The following is a 13,777-nucleotide window of genomic DNA, read 5'->3' as shown; positions in this document are numbered from 1 at the left end:
TATGGCAAATGTAATAGTACATAGTCGTTTTACGGATTTTGATATCGCTCTTTTTAAATCGGGAAAACACTATCGTTTATACGAAAAATTTGGGTCTCATATTACAACCTTAGATGGAGTAGAAGGCGTTTATTTTGCGGTTTGGGCTCCTTCGGCTAAAATGGTTTCTGTAATTGGTGATTTTAATTTTTGGACCGAAGGCGAGCATAAATTAAATGTACGCTGGGATTCTAGTGGCATTTGGGAAGGCTTTATTCCCGATGCAGGTAAAGGGAGCAAGTATAAGTATAAGATTCTGAGTAGTAATAACGATATTGAAACTGAAAAAGCAGATCCTTATGCTCGACGTGCAGAGCATAATCCTAAAACAGCATCTATTGTTTGGGATGAGCCATATACTTGGAAAGATAGCAAATGGATGAAAAAGCGGAAAAAGCATAATGCTTTAGAGGCACCATTTTCGGTTTATGAAGTGCATTTAGGGTCTTGGAAAAGGAAAGTTGAAGAAGGACGTTTTATGTCTTACGTTGAAATGGCCGACGAATTAGTGACCTATGTCAAAGCCATGAATTTTACACATGTAGAGCTTATGCCAATAATGGAGTTTCCGTATGATCCTTCTTGGGGCTATCAGGTTACAGGTTATTTTGCGCCAACATCACGTTTTGGCTATCCAGAAGAATTTAAATTCCTCGTTGATAAATTTCATCAAAATGATATCGGAATTATTCTAGATTGGGTACCGTCGCATTTTCCAGAAGATGTACATGGACTTGGTGGTTTTGATGGTACCGCATTATATGAACATCCCGATCCGAGAAGAGGTTATCATAACGATTGGAAGAGTTTAATTTTTAATTATGGCCGAAATGAAGTCAAGTCCTTTTTAATTAGTAATGCTATTTTTTGGATGGATCAGTACCATGTTGATGGCTTGCGAGTAGATGCTGTGGCCTCAATGCTCTTTTTAGATTATAGTAGAGAGGATGGACAATGGGAGCCTAATATGTATGGTGGAAATGAAAATTTAGAAGCCATATCATTCTTAAGAGAAATGAACGAAGCGGTGTATGCTTCATTTCCAGATGTACAAACTATAGCTGAAGAATCTACGGCGTTTCCAATGGTATCAAAACCTACTTTTATAGGTGGACTTGGTTTTGGAATGAAATGGATGATGGGTTGGATGCATGATACACTTCAATATTTTGCAAAAGAACCAATATATAGACAATTCCATCAAGATGATTTAACCTTTTCAATGACTTATGCGTTCACGGAAAACTTTATGTTGCCTTTAAGTCACGATGAAGTTGTATATGGTAAAAAATCTATTTTAGGTAAAATGCCAGGAGATGAATGGCAACGTTTTGCTAATTTAAGATTGTTATATAGTTATATGTTTACTCATCCAGGAACTAAATTGTTGTTTCAAGGGGCTGAATTTGGTCAGAGTAGCGAGTGGAATTTTGAGAAAAGTCTCGATTGGCATTTGTTAGAATATAGTCCACATAAAGGAGTTCAAGAATTAATGAAAGACTTGAATACGCTTTATAGAAAACAACCAGCATTGTACGAAAAGCAATTTTCAGTAGAAGGTTTTGAGTGGATTGATTATGGCGATTCTAAAAATTCTGTGTTTACCTATATCAGAAAAGGACATAAGGAAGAAGACGATCTTATTGTGGCTTGTAATATGACACCAGTTCCAAAAGAAAATTATAAAATTGGTGTTCCTAGAAAAGGAATACTAAAAGAAGTGTTTAATAGTGATTTAAAAAAATACTTCGGTAGTGGTCAATATAAAAATAAAATAGTCAAGACCAAGGCAGATGCATGGCATTTTAGAGATCATTCAGTAGAAATCGATATTCCTCCTTTGGGAATGGTTGTTTTTCGCTACGCAATATAAAACCACAAAGAAGTAATTGTTATTAGAGCCTTTCTGGTAAACTAAATCAGAAAGGTTTTTGCTTCGAATAAATTAACAAATATTGGCACTCATAATGGAGGCATTAACAGTGAAATGAACTTCGTTTTGTAATTTTTATTTGATTTGTAAGTAGGGGATAATGTAAGAAATCTTAAGGCGCTTTATGCTTTGCGAATTCTGCTAAATATCGCTTTAAAATTCATATAATCGCAAAAGCGTATGCCGAAAACGATATAGTTAACAACAATTACCAATAACCAGCGCTATACCTTTCAAAAGATGGATTTTTTCCGTTTTTTTGCGGGTGATTTTCGCCAATATATTGTCCTATGATTATAAATACTGAATTAGAAAATAAAGGGAATTTATTTCCTTCAAAAATAATAGATTTTAAAAAAGATGTTGATAAATTATATTTTATAGCAGATAATGATGTGATTCTTGAGTTAACTGTTGTAAGAGATAGTTTGCTTCGTTTTAGATATACCACAGTTGGTAATTTTGATAATGATTTTTCTTATGCCATTACCAAATACGCCAGTATAGGATATAATAAGCTAGAGATTGAAGAGAAAAAAGATTGTTTTGAAGTGCTTACTTCAAAATTGAGATGTGAGATTTCTAAGGAAGATATGCGAGTCTCTATTTACGATGCCATTGATGGTATGCTTATTAACGAAGATGAAAATGGGTTTCATTGGGAAGAAAGTTATGAGCATGGTGGAAACATTGTTAAGATGAGTAAAGCATCAAACGATGGTGAAAGTTATTATGGTCTTGGTGACAAACCCAATCATTTAAATTTAAAAGGAAAACGATATAATAATTGGGTTACCGATTCCTATGCTTACGGAAAAGATACCGATCCCTTATATAAAACAATTCCATTTTATACTGGTTTACACCATGGTAAAGCCTATGGGATTTTCTTTGACAATACATTTAGAACTTCTTTTGATTTTGCTCAAGAACGCAGAAATGTTACGAGTTTCTGGGCACAAGGTGGTGAAATGAATTATTACTTTTTCTATGGTCCTAAAATGACGGATGTTGTAGAAAGTTATACCGATTTAACCGGAAAGCCACATCATTTACCACCGCTTTGGGCTTTAGGTTTTCATCAATGTAAGTGGAGTTATTACCCAGAGCGTAAAGTAAAAGAGATTACATCAACTTTTAGAAAATTAAAGATTCCTTGTGATGCTATTTATTTAGACATCGATTATATGGAAGGCTTTCGTTGTTTTACTTGGAATAAAGACTATTTCCCTGATCCCAAACGTATGGTAAAGGAATTAATGGATGACGGATTTAAAACGGTTGCCATTATAGATCCAGGAATTAAAATTGATAAAGCGTATTCTGTTTTTGAGGAAGCTTTAGAAAACGATTACTTCTGTAAACGCGCTGATGGAGATTATATGAAGGGGAAAGTTTGGCCTGGAGAATGTTATTTTCCAGATTTCACAAACCCAGAAGTAAGAGAATGGTGGTCTGGATTATTCAAAGAATTGATTGAAGACATTGGTATAAAAGGTGTTTGGAACGATATGAATGAGCCAGCCGTAATGGAAGTGCCTAATAAAACATTTCCAGACGATGTACGCCATGATTATGATGGAAATCCATGTAGCCATAGAAAAGCACATAATATTTATGGTATGCAGATGGCTAGAGCAACCTACCAAGGGTTAAAAAAATATTCTTATCCTAAACGTCCTTTTGTTATTACACGTGCGGCTTATTCGGGGACGCAACGTTATACATCTACTTGGACAGGTGATAATGTCGCCACTTGGGAGCATTTATGGATTGCAAATATACAAGCACAACGTATGGCAATGTCTGGTTTCTCTTTTGCAGGTAGTGATATTGGAGGGTTTGCAGAGCAACCACAAGGAGAGTTATTTACACGATGGATTCAATTAGGGATCTTTCATCCTTTCTTTAGAGTGCATTCATCTGGAGATCATGGAGATCAAGAACCTTGGGCTTTTGATGAAGATGTAACCGATATTGTTAGAAAGTTTATTGAAATTCGTTACCAATTATTACCGTATTTATACACTGCATTTTGGAACTATACAGATCATGGAACACCAATACTAAAATCATTAGTGTTGTATGATCAAGCTGATGTGCAAACGCACTATAGAACCGACGAATTTATTTTTGGTGAGCAAATATTAGCTTGTCCTGTTTTAGAGCCTAATGCTAAAGGTCGAAGAATGTATATTCCACAGGGAAATTGGTATAATTTTTGGACCGATGACATCATCAAAGGAGGGAAAGAAATGTGGGTCGATGCCGATATTGATAGTATGCCAATTTTTGTGAAAGAAGGTGCTATTATTCCTAAATTTCCAATTCAACAATACGTTGGTGAAAAGGAAATTTCAGAAATTACGTTAGATGTTTATTACAAGAATGGTAAGGAGGAAAGTGAGCTTTTTAGTGATGCTAATGATGGATTCGATTATACCAAAGGACGTTATAGTTTTAGAAACTTTAAACTTACCGGTAAATCTACTGAACTAATTATTAATCAGCATAAAGAAGGGAAATTCATTACACCATATGAGACCTTTAATATTCAATTTCACGGCTTACCATTTGATATTGTAGAGGTACAATTAGATAATGAAAAGATAGCTCATAAGATATTGAAAGTAAATGGTATAGAGTCTATTGTTGTCGATAAGAACTTTTCTGAGTTACATATAAAAGGAATTAAGGTAAATTCATAGTGACCATTAACTTAATTTTGTGTCCTATTTAGTATAAAATAAATATTAGTATTTTAGTAATGTTTAACAAAATGATTAGCTATGAAATTTAATAAATTAATATGTGGTCTTTCAATTGTTGCTTTTGTGGCTTCGTGTGCAACAAATCCTTTTACAGGGAAAAAGACAATGGCATTTCCAGGAACAGAGAATAGTAGACTCTTTCCTGCAGCATTTGCGCAATACAATGAAGTATTGTCAGAAAATAAAGTGATTACAGGTACTGCGGATGCTGAAATGATAAAACGCGTAGGACAACGTATTGCTTCTGCTGCTGAGCGTTGGTTAGTTGCAAATGGCAATCATGGCTATTTAGATGATTATGCCTGGGAATATACGCTTATAGAATCAGATCAAGTAAATGCATGGTGTATGCCTGGTGGAAAAATAGCCTTTTATACAGGAATTTTACCAATTGCAGAAAATGAAACGGCAGTTGCAGCCATTATGAGTCACGAAGTTGTACACGCACTTGCAAACCACGGTCAACAACGTATGAGTGCTGGTATGGTACAACAAGGTTTAGCGCTTGCAGGTAATTTAGCATTATCTAATGATGAGCAATCATTAGGGCTTTTTAATCAGTCTTTCGGTATTGTTTCTAACGTAGCTGGAATGTTACCATTCAGTAGAGCTCATGAAACTGAAGCAGATAAAGTAGGGTTAATTATTATGGCTATTGCAGGATATAATCCAGATGAAGCTGCAGAACTTTGGAAACGAATGAAAGCCGCTAGTGGAGGTGAAGCACCTCCAGAATTTTTAAGTACACACCCAAGTAATGATACTCGAATTAAAAATTTACAAGAATTAGCACCTAAAGCAAAAGAGGAAGCTAAGAAATTTGGAATAACATCATTTAGACCAATAAACTAAGATTATAAATATATTTGTTTACTTTAGAAGCTGCTCAATTTGAGCAGCTTTTTTTATTAAACGGCTTTATTTATAATGATTTAATTATTAGATAATAAGACGTGATTATTTTAATAATAGACAAAGTTAACTAACGTGTATTTATGAGTGAACTTAAAAAAGGAAGTAAAAAACTTCTTAACGCATGGGCCTTTTATGATTGGGCAAATTCAGTTTATACCTTAACGATTGCATCCTCGATATTTCCAATATTTTATTCCGCATTATTTGTATCTCAAGTCGAAAAAAATGTTACTGCTTTTGGGATGGTTTTTAAAAGTACAGCATTGATTACTTATGTCACTGCGTTTACCTTTTTGGTCGTTGCATTTACATCACCCATTCTTTCTGGTATTGCGGATTATGTTGGTAATAAAAAGAATTTTATGAAATTCTTTTGTTACGTTGGTGGTGCAGGTTGTATTGGCTTGTATTGGTTTAGTATAGAGCCAGATGGAATCCATTTAAGTCTGTTGTTTTATTTTATGGGATTAATAGGTTATTGGGGAAGTTTAGTGTTTTATAATTCGTATTTGCCAGATATTGCCTATCCAGAACAGCAAGATAGTGTTAGTGCTAAAGGTTTTAGTTTAGGATATTTAGGGAGTGTTTTACTGTTAGTATTGAATTTAGCAATGGTAATGTTTCCAAACTTTTTTCTTATCACTGATAATATCGGTGAAGATGGAATAGTAATAGAAACTGCCGCACAAGTAGGAATGCGGTATTCTTTTATAATGGTAGGTTTATGGTGGATCTTATTTAGTCAGTATACATTTTATGTGCTCCCTAAGGGTGTTAAAAAAGGAGGTAAAGTCACAAAAGATGTTGTCTTCAATGGGATAAAGGAGTTGAAGCAAGTTTGGCTTCAATTAAACGAAAACCTAAGATTAAAACGCTACTTAGTTGCTTTTTTTGTGTTTAGTATGGCAGTTCAAACCATAATGTTGGTGGCTGTTTATTTTGGAGAAGAAGAAATTGCTTGGGGAGATTCTGAAGCTAAAACCTTTGGTCTTATTGTCAGTATCTTAGTGATTCAATTGGTGGCAATTGTAGGTGCGCTCATAACCTCCTATGCTTCGTCAAAATTTGGAAATATTAAAACACTGATCGTTATTAATTTCTTTTGGATGGCACTTTGTTTTTATGCTTATTTTATGGAAACCCCATTTCAATTTTATATAGCAGCGGGTTTTGTAGGCTTAGTTATGGGGGGAGTGCAAGCTTTAGCAAGATCTACATATTCTAAGTTTTTACCAGAAACGGAAGATACCACCTCGTATTTCAGTTTTTATGATGTCGCAGAAAAAATAGGAATTGTTATTGGAATGGTCATTTTTGCGACTATAGACCAAATTACTGGAAGTATAAGAAATGCGATTTTGTTTTTAGTTATCTTTTTTGTAGCAGGAATTATACTCTTGTTTAGGGTTCCAAAAACTCAATTGGAAAATAAAGCGTAAATTTATCACGCTATGATAAATAAAATTCCAGTACTATATTCGCTTATAGTATTTATGCTGCTGTTCAATTGTGATAATGAGCCTTACGAAGGTGAATTTATAATTAATGATAATTCTTGTGCTTTAGCAATCCAATCTTCAGCTGATGCTTTAGCGAATTACAACACAGCCACCGACAATAATTTTAGTCTTTTTTGCCAGGCATATATAGAGGCCTTACAGCATCAGATAGATGTTTGTGGAGATGATAATAATGTTTTACAACTTATTATAGATGGTTTAGGAGATTGTTCAATGTCTAATGAGCTTTGTGATGAAGCTATTGCAGCTACACAATTTGCACAACTTGTCTTTACGTCAGCAACCAATAGTACTTTTGAAGAATTATGTATAGCATATAAAAATGCTTTACTATATCAAATAGATGTATGTGGTGATGATGGCACATTATTAGGCATTATTGAAAGTTTAGGTGATTGTCAAATAGCAACTGTAGAGACCATAGGAACTTGGAAATTGGTGAATTGGAACACCGATTTATTTAGAGATATTAATAATGATGGAGTTGAGACGGGGTTTTATTTGGATGAAATAGATTGCTATAATAATGAAACGTTAACCTTTAATCCGAATGGTACGGGTACGTTCTTTTTAAGATCTAAAGCAGATATAACTTATACTCCAGTTGAAGGCTCTAGTACAGATGTTGATTTTTCTGTAACCTGTATTGAAATTAGTGAAGATAATGCATTTACGTGGTCCCAATTCGGTAATACAGTTAATATCATAATGTCCGATGGAACGTCAATTAACTATTTTAGAAATGGTAATTCGCTTTTTGTAGCTTTAAATGATGGCTTTTTTGCAACAAGTACTGTAGAAGGTGGTGCTGATATTTCAGAGCGTGTCACTTATGTGTATACTAAGTTATAGTCGTTGTCGGATAAAAAGATGAGGTATAAGATTGCATAAAAAAAGGATAAGTAAACACGTATCCTTTTCTGTCTTATATGTCATTATAAGACTTAATGGCTTATACTACCAGATCCTGAGATATTCGTATTCTTTTTTGTGGGTTTTCCTGAATATTTTAAATCACCAGAGCCTGCTATTGCTACATTGAGTTCACCGTTACAAACAACATTGATATCTCCAGAACCCGCAATTTTAGCGTTTACGTTGGTGCTTTTTAAAGCCTTCCCATCAAAGTCACCAGAACCGGTTACAATAGTTGTTAGATTATGGGTTATGCCTTTAAGCGAGATATCTCCTGAGCCCGCAATATTGCTTTCTAGGGCGTGCGCTTCAATATTTAAATCGATATCTCCAGAACCGGCTAAAGACACTTTAAATTTGTCAGCTTTTATCGTGCCAGAATTTTCAACATCACCAGAACCAGCTAACGACAAAGAACTAATAGATTCATAAGGTATAGTGATAAGGATAGTTTCGCTAGGTTTTAAATTATACCCGTCTTTAATTTTAACATGAAGCGAATTACCTTTAACTTCTGTAATTATATACGCTATTAAATTAGAATCTCCTTTAATTAAAATTTCGCCTTCTGTACCTTTAACCAGTTTAAAGTCCATAGAACCAGAGGCTTTAATGTCGTCATAAGAGTCTGTAGAAACGGTTGTTGTAGTCATGTTTCCATTTCCTTTAATCTTTTTAAATTTTCCCCATTGGGCAGAAGCTGATGTAGTACTTAAAAGAAGCGTTAAGATTGTAATTGATTTTAATAGTTTCATGAGTGTTTAATTTTGATTGATTTAATATTTGATTGTTTTTCTTAATTGTTTTTAAAAGTAATGCTGCCATATTCAGATTTTATGAGTACTGAATTGTTAGAATTTGGAGTGCCGTGATATCCAATGTATTTCTTTCCAAAGTTGTCTGTGTTTTTTTCTGTAAAATTGAAACCATCAGATTCTCTTAGCGACCCAAAGTCAATATCGATATTAAAATCGAAATTGTAATCACTATCAATTCCGATAGTAATCCCAACAAATTCAGTATCAATATCTAATGTTTTAGTGTTTGGAGTTAAGCGGTCAATTTTTATAGAACCATAATCGGCTCTTATTTTTGCTGTTTTATAAATGGTGCCAAGTCTTAAAGATAAATAGTCTCCTTTTCCGTCTAAATTGTTAATGCTGTTTATTTTAAGAGACCCATACTCACATTCATAAACAACATTTTCTGCGATTTCAATTACGGAAGTTGTATAATCTGCTTCTAAGTTTAAATCTTTAGCTTTTGCCACGGTAAATTCGCTATAATCGGCTTCAATGGTTCCGTTGTTTATATATTCAAAATAACTGTTTCTAGTGTAGTCTAAGTGAAGTGAATTAGATTTACCCATGAGTTCTTTAGTGGTTACTTTTCCATAATCACATTTTATATAGGCGTTGCCTTCGAGCTTGTCTAAATTTATATAGCCATAATCGTTAAATAACCTAACATTGTTTGTTATAGGCATTTTAACCACGTAATTAACTTCAATTTTTACATTATTGCCCAATTTTTTATTCCACCATGAGGTATCCCAACTATTACCATCAATTGCTGTAATTGCTGAAACTTTATGAGGTGCAGATTGAAAAGCGACATCTAATTCGTTCAATTTTTCGTTTACCTTACTTTGATTATTACCTTCTACTTTTATGATGACTTGGATATCAATACGATTTTCATTCCATGTAATGATATCAATATTCCCATAACGATTGGTAATATTAAATGTAGCGTCAGCATTTACATTAAAGGATTTTTCTATAGTTTTCTGTTTTTCATGTTTTGCGGCTTTTGGTGTCTCATTTGAGGCCAAAATAAAGGTTGGCATCAGTAATAAAAGAAAGCATATGTTATAAAATATTTTCATTTTGAATTGGATTTAAATTGTTTAACGATTTCAATTTGTTCTAATACGGTGTTTAGAATGTCTATTCTAGTTTGAAAGTTAGAGATCATCGCATAAATAACACGTTGGTTTTTTCCGCTTTCGGTTAAATCTGTTTTTAATTTTTTGTAATCGGTTTCTAAAAGTTGAATTTGGACTAATGCATCATTAATTATTTGTTCTGTTAATGGGGAACGTTCCTTATTAAGTTTCTTTAATTCGTTTTCTATGGTGACTGTAAAAAAGTCTTGGGTCTCAGACATTTCAGGGGATACACTTGCTAAGTCTAAATATTCAGGCTGTTGTTGCAATGTTGTAAAAAGTCCTAAACAAATCATTATAGAGGCGGCAATGGCTAAAAAAGGTTTCCAGTTAATGCCAGATTGTTTTTTTTGTTTCGGTTGCAGCCCTGTCCTGAGCGTTCAATTTGTCTAAAAAACGTTGCTCATGGTTTTTGTTGGGTGTTTCAATATTAAATTCACCTTTCAAATCATCAAATAAGCCTTCTAATTTATTGTCTTTCATAATTAATTTAATAATAATTTTTTTCGCAAACTTTCTTTTGCTCTCGATATTAAAGTTCTACAATTCGCATAAGAGATATTCATGATCTCACAGATTTCTTCATAATCATAGCCTTCAATTAAATGCAATGATAAGCCCAAATTATAATTAGGTTTTAGGGTTTTCATAGCGTCTAAAATCCGTTTTACTTTTTCGTTAGTCTGCTCATTGTCGTTAATGCCATTATCAGCTTCAGCTTTATAGATAACACTATCTAAAGGCACTTCATTTTGTTTAACCGCTTTGTTATAATACCCAATACTGTTATTTACAACAATACGTTTTAACCATGCGCCAAATAAATTGGTGTCTTGTAGCGTGTTCAATTTTGTAAAAGCGGTTAAAAAAGACTCTTGCATAATGTCCTCAGCTTTAAAAGAGTTTTTTACAATTCTAAAGGCTGTGTTGTACATGGCTTTGTTATATCTGTTGTAAATTTCCAACTGTGCACGTTGGTTTCCAGATTGACAAAGCTGCAATAACTGTTCGATATTTTGATTGGTTGATGTCAAAAAAACAATTGCTTTTATTTATAGAGAACTACTTTTATTTTTTGTTACAGTTAAAATGAAAAAAAAATATGGCGTTATAAAGGTAATGGCATAACAATTGAAATTACTGTAGTGTGAATAACTTTGAATATCTTGTAATGCTTTGATATTCAATATGAAGTTAATTTTTAATACATTTAAAATAATGTTGTTCTGTTTGTAATAATGACAGAATGGCTAGAAAATATATATGGGAAAATCAAATTTTTTAAATTTAGACAATCTGTCATTTCAGGATTTTGATGGGAATTCAGAATTAATTCCGTTAATGACACCAGAAGATGAAGAGTTAATAAATAACGAATCGTTACCAGAATCGTTACCAATTTTACCGTTGCGAAATACCGTTTTATTTCCAGGTGTTGTCATTCCGATAACAGCAGGTAGAGATGCATCGATCAAATTAATCAATGATGCTAATAATGGTGGAAAAGTAATTGGTGTGGTTTCGCAAAAGGATGAAGCGGTTGAAAATCCTACGGCAAAAGACATTTATAAAACAGGTACTGTTGCTCGAATCTTAAAAGTTTTAAAAATGCCTGATGGTAACACTACCGTTATCATACAAGGTAAAAAGCGTTTTGTTATTAATGAAGTCATTGTTGAAAAGCCTTATTTGAAGGCAACAATTTCTGATATTCCTGAAGTAAAACCAGAAAAAACGAATGAAGAGTTCAGAGCAATTATTGATTCTATCAAAGATTTGTCGTTAGACATCATTAAGGAAAGTCCGAGTATTCCGTCTGAAGCTAGCTTTGCGATTAAAAATATTGAAAGTGATTCGTTCTTAGTCAACTTTGTGTCCTCTAACATGAATCTAAATGTAGAGGAGAAGCAAGAGCTATTAAAGATCAATGATCTTAAAGACCGTGCGCTTCAAACATTGAAATTCATGAATCTCGAATTTCAAAAGTTAGAGCTTAAAAATGATATTCAATCTAAGGTTCAGAGTGATATGAACCAACAGCAACGCGAATATTTCTTACATCAACAAATGAAAACCATTCAAGAAGAATTGGGTGGAGGAGTGTCTTCTGGTGAAGAAATTGAAGACATGAAAGCGCGTGCTAAGAATAAAAAATGGGACGCTAAAGTAAAAGAGCATTTTGATAAAGAATTAGCAAAAATGCAACGTATGAATCCTCAGGTTGCTGAGTATTCTATTCAACGTAATTACTTAGATCTGTTTTTAGATTTGCCTTGGAATGAGTTTAGCAAGGATAAATTCGATTTAAAACGAGCACAGAAAATTTTAGATCGTGACCACTTTGGATTAGAAGATGTAAAAAAACGAATTATTGAGTATTTGGCTGTTTTAAAGCTTAGAAATGACATGAAGTCACCAATTCTTTGTTTATATGGACCTCCAGGTGTTGGTAAGACCTCTTTAGGAAAGTCTGTTGCCGAAGCTTTAGGGCGAGAGTATGTGCGTATTTCATTAGGTGGTTTACGTGATGAAGCTGAAATCCGTGGTCATAGAAAAACCTATATTGGTGCTATGCCAGGACGAATTATTCAGAGTTTAAAGAAAGCACAAACGTCTAACCCTGTGTTTGTGTTAGATGAAATAGATAAATTGTCTACTGGTCATCAAGGTGATCCGTCTTCTGCCATGTTAGAAGTGTTAGATCCTGAGCAAAACAATGAGTTTTATGATAATTTCTTAGAAATGGGATATGATTTATCTAAAGTAATGTTTATTGCGACGGCTAATAGTTTGAACACGATTCAGCCAGCATTACGAGATCGTATGGAGATTATTAATGTAACAGGGTATACTATTGAAGAAAAAGTAGAGATAGCTAAGCGTCATTTACTGCCAAAGCAGTTAAAAGAGCATGGTTTAGATGATAAAGCTTTAAAGATAGCAAAGCCACAACTCGAAAAAATAGTTGAAGGCTATACGCGTGAATCTGGTGTGAGAGGCTTAGAAAAACAAATTGCAAAAATGGTGCGTTATGCCGCAAAAAATATTGCAATGGAAGAAGCGTATAACATTAAGGTTACCAATGAAGATGTTATTGAAATTCTAGGAAGCCCAAGAATGGAGCGCGATAAATACGAAAACAATGATGTTGCAGGTGTGGTAACAGGATTGGCGTGGACAAGCGTAGGTGGTGATATTCTCTTTATTGAATCTATTTTATCTAAAGGAAAAGGAACCTTATCTATTACAGGAAACTTAGGTAAAGTAATGAAGGAGTCTGCAACCATTGCTATGGAATATATCAAGGCTAATGCAGATGAATTTGGTATTGATCCAGAGGTTTTTAGTAAGTATAATGTTCACATTCATGTGCCGGAAGGAGCAACTCCAAAAGATGGTCCAAGTGCAGGAGTTACTATGTTAACTTCTTTAGTATCTTTGTTTACACAACGTAAAGTTAAAAAGAGCTTGGCAATGACAGGTGAAATTACGTTAAGAGGTAAAGTATTACCAGTTGGTGGTATTAAAGAAAAAATCTTAGCAGCCAAACGTGCTCGTATTAAAGAGATTTTACTTTGTGAAGATAACCGAAGAGATATTGAAGAAATTAAACCCGAATATTTAAAAGGTTTAACATTTCACTATGTTAAGGATATGAGCGATGTTTTAAAACTAGCGCTTACAAAACAGAAGGTACAGAATGCTAAAAAGCTTTAAACTAATATTGACATTTTTA

Annotated in this window: 11 protein-coding genes; 6 read left to right on the top strand and 5 right to left on the bottom strand. The window is 33.6% G+C overall.

Annotated features, from left to right (window positions below):
• Window position 1: 1 nt before the first annotated feature.
• The 5 genes from glgB (at window position 2) to ACXGSQ_RS14945 (ending at window position 8,030) form a co-directional block, all read left to right on the top strand.
• Window positions 2-1,912, top strand: a complete 1,911-nt coding sequence (gene glgB, locus ACXGSQ_RS14965) for a 1,4-alpha-glucan branching protein GlgB (protein WP_458626956.1) — start codon at window positions 2-4, stop codon at window positions 1,910-1,912.
• A 350-nt stretch (window positions 1,913-2,262) separates the two neighbouring features.
• A complete protein-coding gene (locus ACXGSQ_RS14960) occupies window positions 2,263-4,680 on the top strand; it encodes a glycoside hydrolase family 31 protein (RefSeq protein ID WP_458626955.1) in 2,418 nt (805 codons plus the stop codon).
• 81 nt (window positions 4,681-4,761) lie between these two features.
• Window positions 4,762-5,595, top strand: coding sequence for a M48 family metallopeptidase (locus tag ACXGSQ_RS14955; protein WP_458626954.1), 834 nt, complete (start codon window positions 4,762-4,764; stop codon window positions 5,593-5,595).
• Window positions 5,596-5,738: 143 nt separating this feature from the next.
• On the top strand, window positions 5,739-7,097 hold the full coding sequence (locus tag ACXGSQ_RS14950) for an MFS transporter (RefSeq protein WP_458626953.1): 1,359 nt from the start codon (window positions 5,739-5,741) through the stop codon (window positions 7,095-7,097).
• A 12-nt stretch (window positions 7,098-7,109) separates the two neighbouring features.
• Entirely contained in the window at window positions 7,110-8,030 is a 921-nt protein-coding gene (locus ACXGSQ_RS14945; protein ID WP_458626952.1) for a hypothetical protein, read from the top strand.
• A 92-nt stretch (window positions 8,031-8,122) separates the two neighbouring features.
• On the opposite strand, the gene ACXGSQ_RS14940 is transcribed toward ACXGSQ_RS14945, so the two are convergent.
• The 5 genes from ACXGSQ_RS14940 to ACXGSQ_RS14920 are packed head-to-tail and all read right to left on the bottom strand — an operon-like array spanning window position 8,123 to window position 11,075.
• On the bottom strand, window positions 8,123-8,848 hold the full coding sequence (locus ACXGSQ_RS14940) for a head GIN domain-containing protein (RefSeq protein ID WP_458626951.1): 726 nt from the start codon (window positions 8,846-8,848) through the stop codon (window positions 8,123-8,125).
• Window positions 8,849-8,889: 41 nt separating this feature from the next.
• Complete coding sequence (locus ACXGSQ_RS14935) at window positions 8,890-9,981, bottom strand: hypothetical protein (protein WP_458626950.1); 1,092 nt, start codon at window positions 9,979-9,981, stop codon at window positions 8,890-8,892.
• The gene (locus ACXGSQ_RS14930; protein WP_458626949.1) at window positions 9,978-10,337 is read right to left on the bottom strand and encodes a hypothetical protein; all 360 of its coding nucleotides are present in this window, start codon (window positions 10,335-10,337) and stop codon (window positions 9,978-9,980) included. The genes ACXGSQ_RS14935 and ACXGSQ_RS14930 overlap by 4 nt, the downstream gene beginning before the upstream one ends.
• Window positions 10,338-10,371: 34 nt before the next feature.
• Window positions 10,372-10,524, bottom strand: a complete 153-nt coding sequence (locus ACXGSQ_RS14925) for a hypothetical protein (protein WP_458626948.1) — start codon at window positions 10,522-10,524, stop codon at window positions 10,372-10,374.
• Between the two features lie 2 nt (window positions 10,525-10,526).
• Window positions 10,527-11,075, bottom strand: coding sequence for an RNA polymerase sigma factor (locus tag ACXGSQ_RS14920; RefSeq protein WP_458626947.1), 549 nt, complete (start codon window positions 11,073-11,075; stop codon window positions 10,527-10,529).
• Window positions 11,076-11,304: 229 nt separating this feature from the next.
• Here ACXGSQ_RS14920 and lon point away from each other — a divergent pair, with 229 nt between their 5' ends.
• Window positions 11,305-13,758, top strand: coding sequence for an endopeptidase La (gene lon, locus ACXGSQ_RS14915; RefSeq protein WP_458626946.1), 2,454 nt, complete (start codon window positions 11,305-11,307; stop codon window positions 13,756-13,758).
• Window positions 13,759-13,777 lie beyond the last annotated feature (19 nt).

The organism is Winogradskyella sp. PC D3.3 (assembly GCF_054366245.1).
Note: the sequence above shows the minus strand (reverse complement) of the source record. Positions and strands in the feature narration are given on the sequence as shown.

Excerpts from the sequence above, each read along its gene's own strand:
- ACXGSQ_RS14930 (WP_458626949.1), bottom strand. The coding sequence starts at position 10,337 with ATGATTTGTTTAGGACTTTTTACAACATTGCAACAACAGCCTGAATAT.
- ACXGSQ_RS14940 (WP_458626951.1), bottom strand. The coding sequence starts at position 8,848 with ATGAAACTATTAAAATCAATTACAATCTTAACGCTTCTTTTAAGTACT.
- lon (WP_458626946.1), top strand. The coding sequence starts at position 11,305 with ATGGGAAAATCAAATTTTTTAAATTTAGACAATCTGTCATTTCAGGAT.
- ACXGSQ_RS14950 (WP_458626953.1), top strand. The coding sequence starts at position 5,739 with ATGAGTGAACTTAAAAAAGGAAGTAAAAAACTTCTTAACGCATGGGCC.
- ACXGSQ_RS14960 (WP_458626955.1), top strand. The coding sequence starts at position 2,263 with ATGATTATAAATACTGAATTAGAAAATAAAGGGAATTTATTTCCTTCA.
- ACXGSQ_RS14935 (WP_458626950.1), bottom strand. The coding sequence starts at position 9,981 with ATGAAAATATTTTATAACATATGCTTTCTTTTATTACTGATGCCAACC.
- ACXGSQ_RS14945 (WP_458626952.1), top strand. The coding sequence starts at position 7,110 with ATGATAAATAAAATTCCAGTACTATATTCGCTTATAGTATTTATGCTG.
- ACXGSQ_RS14955 (WP_458626954.1), top strand. The coding sequence starts at position 4,762 with ATGAAATTTAATAAATTAATATGTGGTCTTTCAATTGTTGCTTTTGTG.
- ACXGSQ_RS14925 (WP_458626948.1), bottom strand. The coding sequence starts at position 10,524 with ATGAAAGACAATAAATTAGAAGGCTTATTTGATGATTTGAAAGGTGAA.
- glgB (WP_458626956.1), top strand. The coding sequence starts at position 2 with ATGGCAAATGTAATAGTACATAGTCGTTTTACGGATTTTGATATCGCT.